The sequence below is a fragment of the Flavobacterium amylolyticum genome, assembly GCF_048284335.1.
Classification (GTDB): domain Bacteria; phylum Bacteroidota; class Bacteroidia; order Flavobacteriales; family Flavobacteriaceae; genus Flavobacterium.
Window position 1 is genome coordinate 241,982 of record NZ_JBLVPG010000003.1, and the last position, 17,200, is coordinate 259,181.

Genomic DNA, 17,200 nt, shown 5'->3' on the forward strand with positions numbered 1-17,200 from the left:
TTTACGCACAATATTTTGGAAAACGAAATCAATAATTTTCTATATATTAGCTTCTTGTATGCAAATAATTAGACTCTAAAAAATGAAAAAAATATTTATAATTACGTTTCTTTTAATTACAGTTCAGATAAATGCTCAAAATACTATTGAATGGGATGGTAAATACCAATTGCAACTTTCGGACTTTCAATCTAGTGCTACTCAAATTGGGAATGTAAAAATCAATAGTATTCATACTGCTTCAAGTCTTGATTTTGCGTTCCAAATGAGCAATATTGAGTTTATGTTTACTAAAAATTTTAATTCTAAAGTGAATTCTACATTCAAGCGTGATGCGGCATCAATTATTGCAACTGATACTACTACAGCAAACTATTTAATAAATTTTGCTCAATATGAATTTGATTTGTCTGAACTCTACGCACGTAAATTGCGAAAAGAGATTTACGATCGAAAAGGTACCTTTTCTGACGCCAGTTTTTTACAACTTATCTATAATGACATTGAAAAAAAATATACTGAAGAACATGCCATTACATCAAAAATAACTGACCTTGGTCAAAACGAGAAAAAGCTATTAGAAATTCGAACAGATGTACTTAAAAGAATACAAGAATATCCAGATTTTTGTGAAAATTGCAAACCTCCTAAGAAAAAATCTTAGTTGAGAATAAATCGCCTCACCACCTCAGCCACACCGTGATCATTATTTGAGGCTACTATCACATCTCCTTTATCCCTTAATTCAGGATCTACATTATCAACCCAAACCCCCAATCCAGCATATTCAATCATGGTTAAATCATTTCCTGCGTTGCCAACAGCTATAATTTCGCTTTGAAGAATGTTCAGTTTTTCGGCTAGAAACTTAATGCTGGCTCCTTTATCAATTCCGTTTTGTGCTACTTCCAGAAAGAAGGGTTTTGACATGCATACGCTGAGATGTGGCATGGCTGCTTTCAAGTCTTTTTCTACTTCTTTGAGATAGTCTGGGGCTTCCAATAAAATACATTTTATAGCTGCTGATTTAACCTCTGCTTTAAAACTAAGTACTTTATTATGCTCTAAACCGGTGATGTTTTTTTCGATTTCAATGTATTCTGAATCCGTCTCACTCACAATCTTCCCGTCAAGGTACGTGATAATATGGGTCTTGTTTTTTAAACTGTAATCATACAAATCATGAATTTGTTCTTGGGTTAACGTTTGCTCAAAAATGATTTTATCTTCTTTTAAATCCGTTATAACAGCGCCGTTATACGATATCATATAGGAATTATCCAATTGCAATTCTTTGGCGTAAGCAATCATTGCAGGTGTTGGTCTTCCAGATGCCAAAATAACATAAACTCCCAGCTCTTGGGCCTTAAACAACATTTCTTTATTCTCGTTTGAAATGATATGGTCATCGGTCAACAAAGTGTCGTCCATGTCCAAAACTAACATTTTATATTTCATTCTGTTTTTTATTGTGAATGCTTTTAAATACTCATTCTGAATTCTTCAATAACTGGATTCACTTTTGAAAACTCAGTTTCTTGAACAAACAATTCTACTGCTAAATCTGAATTTCCAAAACCTCCTAATCGAGCTGATTGTATGTTATTTTTTAAAACGGTATCTACTCCAATTGCTTCAATTCTCTGTTGCAATGCTAAAGCTAAAATTTCACTTCCCGAAAACACTTTCATTAATCCCATCTTGTCTTTATTTAATTATTTAGTACCATTTTCTTCATCTCCTTCTTGCTCTTCGAACTCATCTCCAGTCTCAAGTTCAAAATTTTCTGCATCCTCTTCATCTGCATCAAAATCGAATTCAAAAGGCTCTACCAGCATTTTTTCAGCAAGAATTTCTATTCGCTCAGTGAATTGTTCTGAGAAAATGATACGTTGCGTTTTAGTGATGCTATTTGAAATACGCATGATTTTAGTTTCATGACGCAACTTCAAAATTGGATCTGCATCATCCAAAATAAACATTTTTAATCGGTTTACATTAAAACCGGCTGTAGTAAACATTTCACTTAATTTATTCGGAGTTCCAATCAACACATCAATTCCAGTTGAAATATAATTTTTATCATATTCCATATCTCCTTTGTCATGCACACCATATACTCTTAAATCTGTGTATTTTCCAAACTTCTCGAAAAGGTCTTCCATTTCCAATACTTTGGCTTTATCTTCAACGATTATCAAAGCCCGAGGTGATTCTTCCCCTTCTCGAACCAATTGCTGAATTACATTTAATACTATTGTAGTCGATTTCCCGCTTCCTTTTGGTGCAATAACAATACAATCCGAACCGCTTTTCATTGTTGAAAAGGTTTCTTTTTGCATGGCATTGGCCTCTTTTAAACCATTTTCAATTAAGGCTTCTTGTAACGCTTCGTTTATTTTTTTTAGTTTCATTTATTTTAGATTGAAAGATTTAAATATTCAAAAATTAAAAGAGAACTCCACTAATTTTTAAATTATTTAATCTTTAAATTATTTAATTATTTCGATGCGAATAACTTCACATCATTCTCGGAAATTTCGCTTCCGCCGAGAATAATCAAGCGTTCTACTACATTTCGCAGTTCACGAATATTACCCGTCCAATCGTATTCTTGTAAAAGACGAACAGCATCTTTTGAAAATCGTTTGATTGCATTTCCTTGCTCGGAAGCAATTTTTTCAGAAAAATGCGAAATCAACATCGGTATATCATTACGCCTATCATTCAACGATGGGACTTTTATTAAGATCACAGCCAAACGGTGGTACAAATCTTCCCGAAAACGTCCCTCTGCAATTTCTACTTTTAAATCTTTATTGGTTGCAGCAACGACACGAACATCCACTTTAATGTCTTTATCCGCTCCCACTCTGGTAATCATACTTTCCTGTAAAGCTCGTAATACTTTGGCTTGTGCCGAAAGGCTCATGTCACCAATTTCATCTAAGAAAATAGTTCCTTTATCAGCCGCTTCAAATTTTCCTGCGCGGTCTTTCACCGCCGATGTAAACGCTCCTTTTACGTGACCGAATAATTCACTTTCTATCAATTCTGACGGAATTGCAGCACAATTCACTTCGATTAATGGATAATTTGCTCTTTCACTTTTCTCGTGAAGTTGATGGGCTACAAGCTCTTTTCCAGTTCCGTTTGGCCCTGTAATCAAAACTCTGGCTTCAGTTTGAGCAACTTTTTCAATCATCACTTTAATGTGATTAATAGCATCGCTTTCGCCAATCATTTCATAGTTTTTACTGACTTTTTTCTTCAGAATTTTATTCTCTACTACAAGTTGTTTTTTGTCTAAAGCGTTGCGTACCGTATTCAACAATCGGTTTAAATCCGGTGGCTTTGAGATGTAATCAAACGCCCCCAAACGCATCGTATTGATAGCCGTTTCCATATCACCATGACCGGAGATCATAACCATAGGAATTTCAGGTTTGATTTTTTTGACGGCCTCTAGTAATTCTACTCCATCCATTTTTGGCATTTTGATATCGCACAAAACCAAATCGTAATCATTGTTTTTAATTTTTTCAAAACCTGTGACACCATCTTCCGCTTCTTCAACTTGATAGGTATCGTTTTCTTCGGAAAGTATTTTGGTTAATACTCTTCGAATTGCAGCTTCATCTTCTATGATAAGTATTTTACTCATTTAATTTTTTGTTTAATGGATAAATTGTCTAATGGGTCAACCAACTAAACAATTAAAGTTCTATTAATATTTTAACCATCGGTACATTTCCTTCCAGGTTGGTTTTTTACCATACATCAAAATTCCTATCCGGTATATTTTTGCGGCAAACCAAACTACCGAAAAGAAAGTACAAAATAATAATGCCACTGAAATGGTAATTTGCCACAAAGGTACGCCAAACGGAATACGCATTAGCATTACAATTGGTGAGGTAAGCGGAATCATGGAGAAGATGACGGCAATTGTACCGTGAGGATCATTTATAACGGTAAAAAAACCAATATAAACACTCAACATTAAGGGCATGATAATGGGTAATAGAAATTGTTGCGAATCGGTTTGGTTATCAACTGCGGCACCAATGGCTGCGTAAAAGGAACTATATAGAAAATATCCACCTATGAAATAAATTACAAATCCGATCAATATGCTTGCAATAGGCAAATTCCATAACTCCCTAATATACATTTGTGCGGTTCCGGTCATTTCTTGTTGTGCAGCTTGCATTAACTCCGGTGAAATTCTAGCTGTTGGGCCCACATTTACACCAAAAAATACCGAAGCAGCAAACATTAATGATAATCCGATTATTGCCCAAATAAAGAATTGTAGCAATCCCGCTAACGCTGTCCCTATAATCTTGCCCATCATTAATTGAAATGGTTTTACCGAAGAAATGATTATCTCTACAATTCGGCTGGTTTTTTCTTCTATGACGCTTCGCATTACCATATTGCCATAAATGATAATAAACATCATAATGAGATACCCAAAAGCACCTCCAATCCCTATTTTGATTTCGTTAAGCCCTTTTATACTTTCTTCTCCCGATGCTTTGGCCAAATTAATATTCACTTTGGCTTGAGCCTTATTAATGGCTAAAGTATCTAAATTGGCTTGTACAAGGTTAATTTTAGTAAGCTTTCCTGCAATCACCTCCTGAACATTTTCTATAAATGAAATACTGGGACTGTTATTTGAAATGAATTGTATTTTATTTTCAAAATCCTTTATGTTTTCTAATTTTGGAATGTATAACAGCCCTTCATAGCTTTCGTTAGTGATGCTGTCTTTCAAAAATTTTAAATCGATGAGAGATAAATTTAGGTATTTGCATTCTGCTTTTCCATCATTTTTAGCTGTAAATTCTTCTACAAATAAACCGGATTCATCGTGAATAGCGATTCGTTTCGTATCCGCCTTCATCGAACTCAAGTACCCCACAAATGCCGCAAGTCCTACAAATAGCAACGGACTTAAAAAGGTCATAACGATAAAAGATTTATTACGCACCTTAGCAATAAATTCTCTTTTTATGATTAATGATATGATACTCATTTATTTTATTTTCGATTATTGATTTTTTGAATTCTTAGGTTTTTTTGAATATCGAAATATCTATTGTGTTACTGTTCTAATAAAAATATCGTTTACACTTGGTATTTTTTCTACAAAGTGCGTTACCTGTCCGCGTTGTGTTAGGACGTGTAATAAATCATTTGGCGAAGCAGTTCCAAGGTGAATTTCCAGTTTTAATTCGTTGTTAAGTGATTTAAAATTAGCGGGGCCAACAGTGAATTTTTGCGTAATCGCATACATCAAACCCTCAACATTATCAGACAAGATACCCACTTCAAAACTATTAGTTTTAAACTCTCTTTTAACATCACTTAACTTTCCTTCTATCAACTTATTTGATTTGTGAATTAACGCAATATGGTCACACAATTCTTCAACACTTTCCATTCGGTGTGTCGAAAAAATTATAGTAGCGCCATCTTCTCTCAGTGCCAGAATTTCATCTTTTATAATATTGGCATTTACAGGATCAAAACCGGAAAAGGGTTCGTCAAAAATCAATAATTTTGGCTTATGCAACACACACACTACAAATTGAATTTTCTGAGCCATCCCTTTAGAGAGTTCTTGAATTTTCTTGTTCCACCACCCTTGAATCTCCAGCCTTTCAAACCAGTATTCCAGTTGTTTTTTGGCCTCAGCCTTTGAAAGTCCTTTCATTTGAGCCAGATACAAACATTGCTCGCCTACTTTCATTGTATTATACAAGCCCCGTTCTTCTGGTAAATATCCTATGTATTGAACATGCTTGGGTTGCAGTTTTTCACCATCCAGAATAATTTCTCCACTATCTGGCAATGTAATTTGGTTTATTATCCGTATTAGTGATGTTTTTCCCGCACCATTTGGACCTAAAAGTCCGTAGATACTCCCTTTCGGAACAGCTAATGAAACACCATTAAGTGCTACATAATCACCATATTGCTTCACTACTTTATTAACTTCAAGTATGTTACTCATGCTGAATTTTTAATTGGGGTAAAAGTAAATAATAAGTACCGATATCCTTAGAATTATTACATAAAAAACCCATCCTTGTTTAGCAAGAATGGGGATTAAATTTTAAATACCATATTAAAATGGCTTAGGTATCATCTGGTTTAAACGCAATAAAGAGTGTCTAAAAAATTTACGAAAACATATCTTTTACTTTCTCGAAAAAGGATTTGTCAGATTTCTCCGGATTTGGAATAAAATTCTCATCCGTAAGATTTTTTTCAAAAAACTGCTTTTGGTCTTTGTTCAATGTTTTTGGTGTCCAAACATTTACATGAACCAGTAAATCTCCGTTTCCATATCCATTAATACTCGGAATTCCTTTTCCTTTTAATCTGAGAATTTTACCGGATTGAATTCCTTCTTCCAGCTTAATTCTCACTTTACCGTTAATAGCTTCAATATCTTTTGAAATTCCAAGAACAGCCTCGGCAAAACTGATGTATAAATCGTAATGGAGATTCTCTCCTTCACGTTTCAAAAATTCATGCTCTAATTCTTCAATTGCAACAATTAAATCTCCCGGAATACTATTTCCTGGAGCATCATTCCCTTTATTAGAAACTTTCAATTGCATACCGTCAACAACTCCTGCAGGTATTTTTATTGAAACGGTTTCATCTTCAAGAATCATTCCCTGTGAATCGGCTTCTGCTGGCTTTTTATCTAATATTTGACCTGAACCACTACAAGTAGGACAAGTAGAAGCAGATTGCATTCTACCCAAAATAGTATTGGTTACGCGCATTACCTGACCTTGGCCGTTACAGGTAGCACACGTTTTATAGGTAACTCCAGGCGCTTGAACCTTACGTTTTACTTTTACTTTTTTCTCAACACCATTGGCAATTTCTTCCAATGTTAATTTTACTTTTATACGAAGATTACTTCCTTTAGCACGACGAGCTCCGCCGCCGCCGCCACTAAAACCACCGAAACCGCCTCCGAAAATATCCCCAAACTGACTAAAAATGTCATCCATATTCATTCCGCCGTGACCACCACCGCCAAATCCTCCAGAACCATCAAAAGCTTGATGCCCATATTGATCATATTTAGCTTTCTTTTGCGGATCACTCAGTACTTCATACGCTTCAGCAGCTAATTTAAATTTATCTTCTGCCGATTTGTCTCCAGGATTTTTGTCAGGATGAAACTGTAGCGCGTTTTTTCGATATGCTTTTTTAATTTCAGCAGCATCTGCATTTTTTGAAATGCCTAATATTTCGTAAAAATCTTTTTTCATTTTTATTTTTTCTTTTGTAGAGTCACACAGCAACGCATCTCTAGGCGTAATATCAAAGACATTATTAATTCAAGATCCTATTTATTGCCCTAAAACAACTTTTGGAAAACGAATGATTTTATCTCCCAATTTGTATCCTTTTTCAAGAACATCTACAATTTTACCTTTCATTTTTTCTGAAGGCGCCGGAATTTGAGTAATTGCTTCAGCAAAATCAGCATCAAATGCATCTCCAGCATTAACCTCAACTTGCTCTAATCCTTTAGAAACTAAAGTGTTTTTTAATTTCTCATGAATAAGCTCTACACCTTTTAAAAGAAGTTCATCATCGGATTTGCTAATTTCTACTATAGCTCTGTCAAAATCATCTAAAACAGGTAGCATTGCTAATAAAACTTCTTGATTTGCAGTCTTAAACAATTCTATACGCTCCTTAGAAGTTCTTCTTTTATAATTTTCAAATTCAGCAAATAATCGTAAATACTTGTCTTTCTCTTTGGCTAAGTCTTGAGTCAATTGCTCTTCCAGACTTAATTCCTCAATAATGATTTGCTCTCCATTGGCATTATTCTCTAATGTCACATCATCTATTTCTTGATCAATTTCTGTATTTTCAGTAGTCATATTACTAGTGTTTTTAAAAATATTCTTAAACTTCATTTTTATTCTTTTCTATGGATTGCAAAAGTACTGCCAATTCTTTCAAAATGTCAAATTGTCATCTTTTTACTGATTTCACTTTTCTTTTCAATATAACTCCTAACAACATAAAATTTTAAGATTATTTTAAGATTATCTTGATATTGTTTCTTTAGCTTTGTTAAACCTTTCTTTAGAAAAGTATTTCTAAGTAAAGATTAAAAATATTATTCCAAACAATTATTAATTCACTATTACCGTATATTAAAAAAAGCTTCGTTTTGAAAAACGAAGCTTTTTTTATATTTACAAATTTTTAAGACTGCAACAATGCCCGTTTTAAACCTTCAAAATCCAGTAACAGCTGTTCGCCTGTACCTAGATTTTTAAGAGAGAACATATTTGATTCCATTTCCTGTTCTCCAATTAGCACCGCAAAAGGAATTCCTCGCTTATCAGCATGCTGGAATTGTTTAGCTACCTTTACATTATCTGGATATAATTCTACTTTTACACCTGAATCTCGTAATTTTTGGATGGCCTGTAACCCGTAAAAAGCTTCTGCGTTTCCATAATTAATAAACAATGCGCTGGAGGTTGCTGTTACTGTGTCCGGAAATAAATCTAATTCTTCGACAACCAGATAAATTCGATCCAATCCAAAAGAAATTCCTACACCACTCATGTTTTTGAGTCCAAAAATACCTGTCAAATCATCGTAGCGTCCGCCACCACCAATGGAGCCCATGGCGACTGATTTTGGCGGAGCCACTTCAAAAATAGCGCCTGTGTAATAATTCAATCCTCTTGCTAAGGTCACATCCAAGTCTAAAATCGAATTGTTTAATCCTAGATTCATCACATTCTCACAAATAAAACGCAATTCTTCTACGCCCTTCATCCCTTCCTGAGATTCCGCAAGCAAAATTGAAAGCTGGGTTATTTTCTCCGAAATCGTTCCTGTGAAATTAAATAATGGCTGCACTTTTGAGATCGCTTCTTCCGAAATGCCTTTCTCGATCATTTCTTTTTTGACACCTTCTTCCCCTATTTTATCCAGCTTATCCAGTGCTACTGTGAAATCTATTAATTTATCGGATGCACCAATTACTTCTGCAATACCGGACAAAATTTTTCTATTATTGATTTTGATTGTTACTCCTTTTAAACCCAAAGCCGAAAAAACAGTGTCGTACAACTGTACTAATTCTACCTCCTGCCACAATGATTTTGATCCCACAACATCAGCATCACATTGAAAAAATTCTCTGAAACGCCCTTTTTGAGGTCGGTCAGCTCTCCAAACGGGTTGAATTTGGTATCTTTTAAATGGAAACTCTATATCATTTTGATGCTGTACCACATAACGAGCAAACGGAACGGTTAAGTCATACCGCAAGGCTTTCTCTGAAATACTTGCGGTCAGTTTTGTACTGTCTTTGTTTTCAAGATGTGTTGCATTGGCTTTTGCTAAATAATCCCCGGAATTTAATATTTTAAAAATCAAACGATCGCCCTCTTCCCCATATTTCCCCATTAAAGTTTCGGAGTTTTCGAAGGAAGGCGTTTCTATGGGTTGAAAACCAAATTTCTCAAAATTACTTTTTATAATTTGAATGATGTATTGCCGCTTTGCCACCTCTGTTGGTGAAAAATCTCTGGTACCCTTAGGAATGCTCGGTTTTGATGCCATTATATGATTATTGGATGTTACGATTTTGGAAGTTTTGAAAAATTTCCAAAAATTAATTCTTTGCAAATATCTTATTTTTAAAATTATTCTGTTTACAAATTTTAGCATTTTATTCTCCGGTGCCTAAACCCGATTATAGTGGAAAAAGGGACGTAAAAAATAATAGTATTTTCTTGCCGGAAAGAGCGACCAGAGCAAGCTCCTTTTAGGTAACTGAAAAACAACTTATTTTTACGGAGCGATTACTTCACGTATTTTATATTTTTATTTGAGTTCAGTGAACTTCGTTTGTATCTGGAAGCTTGAAAAAGCGCCCCAAAAAAAAGCCGCCAAATTAAAATAGTTTTTACCTGAAGAAAATTTGTAACAAAAATTGTATTTTCGTGTCAAACTTACATGATGTTAAAATTATTCAAAGAAAATATTCGGATTGCATTAGGTTCTATTAGAACGCAATTGTTGCGAACGGTTCTTACAGTGATGATTATCGCTATTGGGATTACGGCTTTAGTTAGTATCCTTACCGTTGTTTCAGCTCTTGAAAATACAATATCCTCTGATTTCGCATCCATGGGAGCCAATACTTTTAACATCAAGCAATATGAAAACACCACGCGAAATCGTGGAGGCAGTGAACGCGAAGTGATAAATCCGATTATTTCTTATCCTGAAGCTGTGGCTTTCAAAAATAAATACAAATATCCTTTTACAGAAACCTCTCTTTCTTTTACGGCAACATCAGCAGCTGAAGTAAAATATGAAGCTACCAAAACAGATCCCGAGAATTCAATTGTAGGCGTCGATGAATATTTCATGACCAATTCCGGATTGGAAACCAGCGCTGGACGTAATTTTACAGGATTTGATATTGATAATAACGCTTATGTATGCGTAGTCGGTTCTGATTTTCAAAAAGGTCTGTTGAAAGATGTTAACCCAATTGATAAAATAATTTCTATCCGGGGCGCTAAATTCAAAGTTATTGGTGTTTTGAAAGAGAAAGGATCCACTTTTGGCAACAGTCAAGATTTAAGGATTTTAATCCCTATTCAATTAGCGCGCTCATTATTTACCGCACCTAATATTAACTATACTGTGAGCGTCATGGCAGGCAAAAAAGAGTTGCTTGATCAAGCCATTGATAACGCAAACAGCACCATGCGAAGGGTCCGGAAATTAAGTCCTGTAGAAGACAATAATTTTGGTGTGGTCCGAAGTGATGATCTTATTAACAGGATTTTAGGAATTACAAAATATCTAGGCTTAGCCTCATGGCTAATCGGTATTATAACCGTATTGGGATCCTCTATTGCATTGATGAACATTATGATTGTTTCGGTTACAGAACGTACTCGAGAAATCGGAGTCAGAAAAGCATTGGGAGCAAAGAAAACCACAATTGCTTTTCAGTTTTTTATCGAAACATTACTTATTGGTCAATTAGGGGGCCTCGTAGGAATTATTTTTGGAATTCTAATTGGATTTGGAATCGCTACCGCAATGAATTTTGTATTTGTAATACCTTGGGGAGCCATTATGGCGGCTTTTATCACAAGTTTTATTGTAGCAATCGCGTCCGGTTTGTATCCTGCTGTAAAAGCTGCAGTACTTGATCCTATAGAAGCATTACGATACGAATAATATACTCTTTAGACATAAAAGTAAGACCTTTTCAATTTATAAGCAATTGATGCTGGAACTGTTTCCTATACACTTCCTTTAATCATCCTGTCATTACCATAGATGTCTTTTTTCAATTCGATGTTTTTAAAGTTCATTTTTTCGAGTAAATCAATCATTTCTTTCCCTAAATATTGATTGATTTCAAAATACAACAGTCCGTCTTTGGGTAGGTTTTTTTGTGCTAATTCAGCTATTTTTTTATAAAAAATCAATGCGTCATTGTCTTCTACAAAAAGGGCTAAATGCGGTTCATGATCTAAAACATTTTTTTTGATTTCTACTTTTTCTAAATTGCGAACATAAGGAGGATTAGACACAATAATGTCAAATTGTTGCAATAAATTTTCCGTTTCAAGAATATTTTGATTAATAAAAGCAACAGCTACAGAATTATTTTCTGCGTTTCTTTTGGCTGTAGCCAAAGCCTTTTCAGAAACATCAATTGCAAAAATAGTGGCATTTGGAAGATTTTTTGCCAATGAAATGGCGATACAGCCACTTCCTGTTCCAACATCCAAAATACGGATCTTTTGACTTCCGACTTTCGACTTTTGACTTTCTAAAATCCAATCAACTAGTTCTTCGGTTTCAGGCCTTGGAATCAAAACATCTGAATTGACTTGGAAATCCAACCCATAAAAATTAGTTTTCCCTAACAAATATTGTATCGGAATTTCCTGTTTTAATGCTACTAAAATTAAATCCCAACCCGCAATATCTACTTCTGAAAAAAGCAAATCAGGGTTCAAAGCTAAATCAATACGTTTCAAGTGGTTTTTGTCTTCTAAAATCAAATAGAAAAAACTTTCTGCTTCTCCCGCCTCATAAACTGACGTAAGTTCCTCAATAAAAAACCTTCTGTATTCTTTTATTTTCATTTTACTCGGTAATTGAATCTATGAAACAACAATCCATTGATTAGTCAAAACTTATAACTCTTTTAACATCCATATCGGACAGCTTGTATGACCTGTGCTGCCCATAGGATTAGAAATGTTTTCAAAACCTACTTTTTTATACAGTTTTTGAGCATCTATCATAAATGGCATCGTTTCTAAATAACACTTTTCAAAACCAAAGCTTTTAGCACTTTGCAAACACACCTCCATCATTTCTGAACCTAGTCCAATTCCACGAGTTTCAGGAAGAAAATACATTTTTTGCAATTCACAAATGGTTACTGCTTCATTCGCGAGCGGAGCAATCCCTGCAGCTCCAACAATTTTCCCATTGTTTTCTACTACATAGTAAACAGATCGGGGCTTATTGTACTCTTCATACATTAAATCCAAATACGGATCTTCATAAGCTGTACCTACTTTTGGTATATCCATTTCATCAAAAATAGCTCGAATTAATTGAGCAACTTCTTGATTGTCTTCTTTATTTATTTTTCTGATTACGAAGTTTTCCATTTTTCTTTAAATATAATTACAGTTGCAAAAATAGAAATTGTTTACTATTATTTTCAGAAGTTTTTAAAACAAAATCTTAAACTCAAAAATTACTACTTTTACAATGTGAAAATACATCAAAAATACATGAACCGTTGCCTCGAATTGGCTAAAAACGGATTAGGGACAACCTATCCAAATCCACTAGTGGGTTGTGTTATTGTTTATAATGACACAATCATTGGCGAAGGCTGGCATAAAAAAGCAGGAGAATCACATGCTGAAGTAAATGCCATCCATACGGTAAAAGACAAATCATTGCTGACTAAAGCAACAATTTACGTCAGTTTAGAACCGTGCAGCCATTTTGGAAAAACACCTCCGTGTTGCAATTTGATTATCCAAAATAAAATTCCAAATGTGGTTATCGGAACGGTGGATCCCAACATACAAGTAGCTGGAAATGGGATCAAAAAATTGCTAGAAGCTGGACTTGAGGTTACCGTTGGTGTTTTGGAAGCAGAGTGTAACGAACTGAACAAACGTTTTTTTACCTACCACCAAAAGAAAAGACCCTACATTATATTGAAATGGGCCGAAAGTCAAGATGGATTCATAGCCCCAGAGCAGAAGACAGAAAAAAAACCTGTTTGGATTACCAATGCGTATTCCAGACAATTGGTACACAAATGGCGCACTGAAGAACAAGCCATTTTGATAGGAACTCAAACTGCCATTGATGATAATCCAAAATTAAACGCACGCGACTGGTTTGGAAGCGATCCCATCCGTGTGCTTTTAGATCAAAATAATCGCATCCCAAAAGACAGCCACGTCCTTGACAATCAAGTTAAAACTATCCTATTTTCTAAATATAAAACTCTTGTTGAAAAAGAAAATAGTATCTTTGAAACAATTGACTTTCAAAATAACTTAGCAATACAAATAATCCAATTGCTGTATGAGCATCAGATTCAATCTGTTATTATTGAAGGTGGAAGACAAACATTAGACACTTTTATCAATGCCAATCTTTGGGATGAAGCCCGAATATTCATTGGAGACATCCAATTTAAAAAAGGAATCAACGCGCCAATTCTTATAAAAAAACAGTTTAAAAAACACATACTTGGTGCTGACGAACTTATAATTTCTAGAAACCATGATTAATGCAATAATTTTTGATTTTGGAGATATTTTTATCAATTTAGATAAACAAGCCACTGTAAATGCTTTTGAAAAATTAGGCTTAAAGGAATGGAATGAAGATTTAGACCTATTGAACTTGCAGTTTGAAACGGGGCAAATCTCTCGCGAAAATTTCCTTTTTGGGATTCAAAAATACATCCCAACGGCCAGTATTAAACAAATATTAGCCGCCTGGAATGCCATTCTTTTGGACTTTCCTTTATACCGGTTGGAATTCCTTCAATTGCTTTCCGGAAAATACCGCTTGTTTTTATTGTCTAATACTGATGCTATCCATATCGAAACTTTTGAGCAAAAAAACGGGATATCGTTTTACCGAGATTTTTATCAATGTTTTGAAAAAGTCTATTTTTCATTCGAACTTGGCATCAGAAAACCAAATCCTGAAATTTTCAATCATTTGATAAACAACCATGATTTGTCACCAAAGCGCACGTTATTTATTGATGACAAAAAAGAAAATACTGATGCTGCTCTGGCTTTAGGCTTTGAGGTTTGGAATTTACAAGTTGGAAAAGAAGATGTAATTCATCTCTTAGACAAAAAATTAATCTAAAATCCACTTAAGGTTTAAACTCCCTTCCCATTTTTAAAATTCAAATTGAAAGATACTTACAATACCATTGAATTCCCTACGGAGGCACTTCTATATAAAGAAAAAAACAGCAAATTTTATGGATATGCCTTTCCCATTCACTCCGAGGAAGAAGTAAAACCACTCCTTGAAGTTTTACGCAAACAACACCCTAATGCCGGACATTTTTGCTATGCATACCAAATTGGTGCCGAGGCCATCACCTACAGAGCAAATGACGACGGAGAACCAAGCAATAGTGCAGGGATGCCAATATATGGGCAAATTCAATCCTTCACAGTTACCAATATATTACTGGTAGTTGTTAGGGTTTTTGGCGGAATCAAATTAGGCGTTGGTGGATTAATTTCCGCTTATAAAACTACCGCCCAAATGGTACTAGAAACAAGTCAGATTGTTGAAAAAACCATAGATATTCGCTTTACGATCTCCTTTGATTACACTAATATGAATAAAGTAATGCGGGTTATTAAGGAAAAGAGATTGAATATTGTATCTCAACACATGACCATAAATGAAATCACTATGCTTCCTATGGGCATAATTGAGATAAAAACCCGAAAAAAAAATGCCGAAATAGTATTCGACATTTTTAATTTGATGTTTGAAATCGATATAAAACGACTCTAATTCCAATATAAAATTGCTCCTTTTACAATTTATTCTATTGTTTTTAACAATTCTAAAATATAATCCGGTGGCGCAGTAGGACGACCTGTTTTTAAGGACACAAAAACCAAAATAAATTGGGCAGTTGTTAATAACTCATCTGATTCATTATATATAGCACAATCAAATTCTATCTTCACAGAACTCTGACTTTTGAAAATTGTATGTACGGTGAGCAACTCATCATACCGAGCTGATTTTTTATAATTTATATCCATCGAAACAATAGGAAGCGCAATCCCGTTATCTTCCATACTTTTATACGAAACCCCTTTGTTTCTTAGCCATTCCACTCTTCCTATTTCAAAATAGGGGATGTAATTCCCATGATATACAACGCCCATTTGATCTGTTTCTGAGTACCTAACCCTCACTTCAATTTGATGATCTTTCATTAATTATGTATTAAAAATTTAAATTTTAAAAGCTCCTTACAACAATAATTCGTGAAATTATTACCCTATATATTTTTTTTTACAGAAATTTGTTCACATATTTGTTACCCCGATAAATAATAATAAAACATCTTTTTTTTAGTAAGATAACAATTACCAATAAAAAACAATTTAATAGAATATATGAACAAAACTGCTCAATCAGTATGGGAAAACTGTTTGTCTTTTATAAAAGACAACATCCAAGACCAAGCCTATAAAACTTGGTTTGAACCAATCAAATCAGTTGAACTTACCGATAACGCATTATATATTCAAGTTCCAAGTAAATTTTTCTATGAATGGTTAGAAGAACACTATGTAAAACTATTAAAAGTGGCCTTGACCAAAGAACTTGGAAAAAACGCTAAGTTACTTTATAAAATCAGAATGGAAAATACTTATGGCAATAAACAACCGTTTACAGAACAGTTGCCAAGCGCCAATAGAGTTCCTATGAAGCCCCAAGAAGTAGACGCTCCCTTTAAAAATTTAAACCCTGAATTACGAAATCCTTTTGTAATTCCTGGAATTCGGAATTTAAAGATTGAATCTCAACTGAATGCTAATTATAGTTTTGATAATTTTTTAGAAGGTGACTCCAATAGACTGGCCCGTTCGGCAGGGATGGCCGTTGCTAATAAACCGGGGGGAACTTCTTTTAATCCGTTATTAATTTTTGGTGGAGTTGGCCTTGGAAAAACACACTTGGCACATGCCATTGGTGTAGAAATAAAAGACAAACATCCTGAAAAAACCGTTTTATACATCTCTGCTGAGATTTTTACACAACAGTATATAGATTCCGTTAAGAAGAATAATCGAAATGATTTTATACATTTCTATCAGTTAATTGATGTCTTAATTATTGATGACGTTCAATTTCTTTCTGGAAAATCAGGAACTCAAGATGTATTTTTTCATATTTTTAATTATCTCCATCAAAACGGCAAACAGGTCATCTTGACCTCTGACAAAGCGCCTGTTGACATGCAAGATATTGAACAACGTTTGTTATCTCGTTTCAAATGGGGATTGTCAGCTGAATTGCATCAACCAGATTATGAAACTAGAATTTCTATTCTAAAAAATATTTTGTACCGAGATGGTGTGGAAATTCCAGAAGAGATAATCGAATACGTTGCACGAAATATTAAATCGAATGTTAGAGAATTAGAAGGAGCAATTATTTCCCTGATTGCGCAATCTTCATTTAATAAAAAAGAAGTTACCCTAGAACTTGCTAAAAGTGTCGTGGAGAAATTTGTAAAAAATGTAAAACGAGAAATTTCAATCGATTATATTCAAAAAATTGTATCGGATTATTTCCAATTGGATTTAGAAACACTTCAATCAAAAACCAGAAAAAGACACGTAGTTCAAGCCAGACAGTTGGCAATGTTTTTTGCAAAGAAGTTCACAAAAGCATCTTTGGCTAATATAGGCTCTCAAATTGGAGATCGTGATCACGCTACCGTATTACATGCTTGTAAAACCGTTGACAATTTAGTTGCTACTGACAAACAATTCAAAAAATTTGTTGAAGATATCAATAAAAAATTAACGCTATAAAAGCA

Annotated in this window: 18 protein-coding genes; 6 read left to right on the forward strand and 12 right to left on the reverse strand. The window is 34.3% G+C overall.

Translation table 11 applies throughout. The features are described 5' to 3' along the window. Positions 1-82 precede the first annotated feature (82 nt). Positions 83-664 carry a hypothetical protein gene (locus ACNQF9_RS11940; RefSeq protein WP_417990292.1) on the forward strand — a complete coding sequence of 194 codons (582 nt, stop codon included), beginning with the start codon at positions 83-85 and terminating at the stop codon, positions 662-664. Here ACNQF9_RS11940 and ACNQF9_RS11945 read toward each other — a convergent pair. The 9 genes from ACNQF9_RS11945 to hisS form a co-directional block, all read right to left on the reverse strand. Continuing rightward, positions 661-1,458, reverse strand: coding sequence for a Cof-type HAD-IIB family hydrolase (locus ACNQF9_RS11945; protein ID WP_417990293.1), 798 nt, complete (start codon positions 1,456-1,458; stop codon positions 661-663). The two genes, ACNQF9_RS11940 and ACNQF9_RS11945, sit on opposite strands and share 4 nt — an antisense overlap. Positions 1,459-1,481: 23 nt before the next feature. Continuing rightward, positions 1,482-1,700, reverse strand: coding sequence for a DUF2007 domain-containing protein (locus tag ACNQF9_RS11950; protein WP_291249006.1), 219 nt, complete (start codon positions 1,698-1,700; stop codon positions 1,482-1,484). A gap of 15 nt (positions 1,701-1,715) precedes the next feature. After that, complete coding sequence (locus ACNQF9_RS11955; protein ID WP_417960864.1) at positions 1,716-2,414, reverse strand: DEAD/DEAH box helicase; 699 nt, start codon at positions 2,412-2,414, stop codon at positions 1,716-1,718. 86 nt (positions 2,415-2,500) lie between these two features. Continuing rightward, positions 2,501-3,664, reverse strand: coding sequence for a sigma-54-dependent transcriptional regulator (locus ACNQF9_RS11960; RefSeq protein WP_417960866.1), 1,164 nt, complete (start codon positions 3,662-3,664; stop codon positions 2,501-2,503). A gap of 63 nt (positions 3,665-3,727) precedes the next feature. Then, entirely contained in the window at positions 3,728-5,044 is a 1,317-nt protein-coding gene (locus tag ACNQF9_RS11965; protein WP_417990294.1) for an ABC transporter permease, read from the reverse strand. Between the two features lie 60 nt (positions 5,045-5,104). Then, the gene (locus ACNQF9_RS11970) at positions 5,105-6,025 is read right to left on the reverse strand and encodes an ABC transporter ATP-binding protein (protein WP_417960870.1); all 921 of its coding nucleotides are present in this window, start codon (positions 6,023-6,025) and stop codon (positions 5,105-5,107) included. Positions 6,026-6,194: 169 nt separating this feature from the next. Then, the gene (gene dnaJ, locus ACNQF9_RS11975) at positions 6,195-7,307 is read right to left on the reverse strand and encodes a molecular chaperone DnaJ (protein WP_417960872.1); all 1,113 of its coding nucleotides are present in this window, start codon (positions 7,305-7,307) and stop codon (positions 6,195-6,197) included. A gap of 81 nt (positions 7,308-7,388) precedes the next feature. Beyond that, positions 7,389-7,967, reverse strand: a complete 579-nt coding sequence (locus ACNQF9_RS11980; RefSeq protein ID WP_417960874.1) for a nucleotide exchange factor GrpE — start codon at positions 7,965-7,967, stop codon at positions 7,389-7,391. A 295-nt stretch (positions 7,968-8,262) separates the two neighbouring features. After that, the gene (gene hisS, locus ACNQF9_RS11985) at positions 8,263-9,639 is read right to left on the reverse strand and encodes a histidine--tRNA ligase (RefSeq protein WP_417960876.1); all 1,377 of its coding nucleotides are present in this window, start codon (positions 9,637-9,639) and stop codon (positions 8,263-8,265) included. Positions 9,640-10,035: 396 nt separating this feature from the next. Between hisS and ACNQF9_RS11990 the strand changes: the two genes are divergently transcribed. Continuing rightward, complete coding sequence (locus ACNQF9_RS11990; protein WP_417960878.1) at positions 10,036-11,280, forward strand: ABC transporter permease; 1,245 nt, start codon at positions 10,036-10,038, stop codon at positions 11,278-11,280. A 65-nt stretch (positions 11,281-11,345) separates the two neighbouring features. Here ACNQF9_RS11990 and prmC read toward each other — a convergent pair whose 3' ends face one another. Both prmC and ACNQF9_RS12000 read right to left on the reverse strand, forming a co-directional pair. Next, positions 11,346-12,200 (reverse strand): peptide chain release factor N(5)-glutamine methyltransferase, encoded by an 855-nt coding sequence (gene prmC, locus ACNQF9_RS11995; RefSeq protein WP_417960880.1) that lies wholly within the window; start codon positions 12,198-12,200, stop codon positions 11,346-11,348. Positions 12,201-12,251: 51 nt separating this feature from the next. Continuing rightward, positions 12,252-12,737, reverse strand: a complete 486-nt coding sequence (locus ACNQF9_RS12000; RefSeq protein WP_417960882.1) for a GNAT family N-acetyltransferase — start codon at positions 12,735-12,737, stop codon at positions 12,252-12,254. A 105-nt stretch (positions 12,738-12,842) separates the two neighbouring features. On the opposite strand from ACNQF9_RS12000, the gene ribD reads away from it, so the two are divergent. Genes ribD through ACNQF9_RS12015 form a run of 3 tightly spaced genes read left to right on the forward strand, consistent with a single transcriptional unit; the run spans position 12,843 to position 15,150 of the window. Continuing rightward, positions 12,843-13,886 carry a bifunctional diaminohydroxyphosphoribosylaminopyrimidine deaminase/5-amino-6-(5-phosphoribosylamino)uracil reductase RibD gene (ribD, locus tag ACNQF9_RS12005; protein WP_417960884.1) on the forward strand — a complete coding sequence of 348 codons (1,044 nt, stop codon included), beginning with the start codon at positions 12,843-12,845 and terminating at the stop codon, positions 13,884-13,886. Continuing rightward, a complete protein-coding gene (locus ACNQF9_RS12010) occupies positions 13,879-14,481 on the forward strand; it encodes an HAD family hydrolase (protein WP_417960886.1) in 603 nt (200 codons plus the stop codon). Before ribD ends, ACNQF9_RS12010 begins: the two co-directional genes overlap by 8 nt. Positions 14,482-14,526: 45 nt before the next feature. Then, on the forward strand, positions 14,527-15,150 hold the full coding sequence (locus tag ACNQF9_RS12015) for an IMPACT family protein (protein ID WP_417990295.1): 624 nt from the start codon (positions 14,527-14,529) through the stop codon (positions 15,148-15,150). A 29-nt stretch (positions 15,151-15,179) separates the two neighbouring features. On the opposite strand, the gene ACNQF9_RS12020 is transcribed toward ACNQF9_RS12015, so the two are convergent. After that, a complete protein-coding gene (locus ACNQF9_RS12020) occupies positions 15,180-15,584 on the reverse strand; it encodes an acyl-CoA thioesterase (protein ID WP_417990296.1) in 405 nt (134 codons plus the stop codon). A 183-nt stretch (positions 15,585-15,767) separates the two neighbouring features. Between ACNQF9_RS12020 and dnaA the strand changes: the two genes are divergently transcribed. Then, positions 15,768-17,195 (forward strand): chromosomal replication initiator protein DnaA, encoded by a 1,428-nt coding sequence (dnaA, locus tag ACNQF9_RS12025; protein ID WP_417960892.1) that lies wholly within the window; start codon positions 15,768-15,770, stop codon positions 17,193-17,195. The last annotated feature ends 5 nt before the right edge of the window (positions 17,196-17,200 follow it).

Bases quoted from the DNA above. Each gene is read 5' to 3' on its own strand.
- ACNQF9_RS11940 (WP_417990292.1), top strand. From the start codon at position 83: ATGAAAAAAATATTTATAATTACGTTTCTTTTAATTACAGTTCAGATA.
- ACNQF9_RS11945 (WP_417990293.1), bottom strand. From the start codon at position 1,458: ATGAAATATAAAATGTTAGTTTTGGACATGGACGACACTTTGTTGACC.
- ACNQF9_RS11950 (WP_291249006.1), bottom strand. From the start codon at position 1,700: ATGGGATTAATGAAAGTGTTTTCGGGAAGTGAAATTTTAGCTTTAGCA.
- ACNQF9_RS11955 (WP_417960864.1), bottom strand. From the start codon at position 2,414: ATGAAACTAAAAAAAATAAACGAAGCGTTACAAGAAGCCTTAATTGAA.
- ACNQF9_RS11960 (WP_417960866.1), bottom strand. From the start codon at position 3,664: ATGAGTAAAATACTTATCATAGAAGATGAAGCTGCAATTCGAAGAGTA.
- ACNQF9_RS11965 (WP_417990294.1), bottom strand. From the start codon at position 5,044: ATGAGTATCATATCATTAATCATAAAAAGAGAATTTATTGCTAAGGTG.
- ACNQF9_RS11970 (WP_417960870.1), bottom strand. From the start codon at position 6,025: ATGAGTAACATACTTGAAGTTAATAAAGTAGTGAAGCAATATGGTGAT.
- dnaJ (WP_417960872.1), bottom strand. From the start codon at position 7,307: ATGAAAAAAGATTTTTACGAAATATTAGGCATTTCAAAAAATGCAGAT.
- ACNQF9_RS11980 (WP_417960874.1), bottom strand. From the start codon at position 7,967: ATGAAGTTTAAGAATATTTTTAAAAACACTAGTAATATGACTACTGAA.
- hisS (WP_417960876.1), bottom strand. From the start codon at position 9,639: ATGGCATCAAAACCGAGCATTCCTAAGGGTACCAGAGATTTTTCACCA.
- ACNQF9_RS11990 (WP_417960878.1), top strand. From the start codon at position 10,036: ATGATGTTAAAATTATTCAAAGAAAATATTCGGATTGCATTAGGTTCT.
- prmC (WP_417960880.1), bottom strand. From the start codon at position 12,200: ATGAAAATAAAAGAATACAGAAGGTTTTTTATTGAGGAACTTACGTCA.
- ACNQF9_RS12000 (WP_417960882.1), bottom strand. From the start codon at position 12,737: ATGGAAAACTTCGTAATCAGAAAAATAAATAAAGAAGACAATCAAGAA.
- ACNQF9_RS12010 (WP_417960886.1), top strand. From the start codon at position 13,879: ATGATTAATGCAATAATTTTTGATTTTGGAGATATTTTTATCAATTTA.
- ACNQF9_RS12020 (WP_417990296.1), bottom strand. From the start codon at position 15,584: ATGAAAGATCATCAAATTGAAGTGAGGGTTAGGTACTCAGAAACAGAT.
- dnaA (WP_417960892.1), top strand. From the start codon at position 15,768: ATGAACAAAACTGCTCAATCAGTATGGGAAAACTGTTTGTCTTTTATA.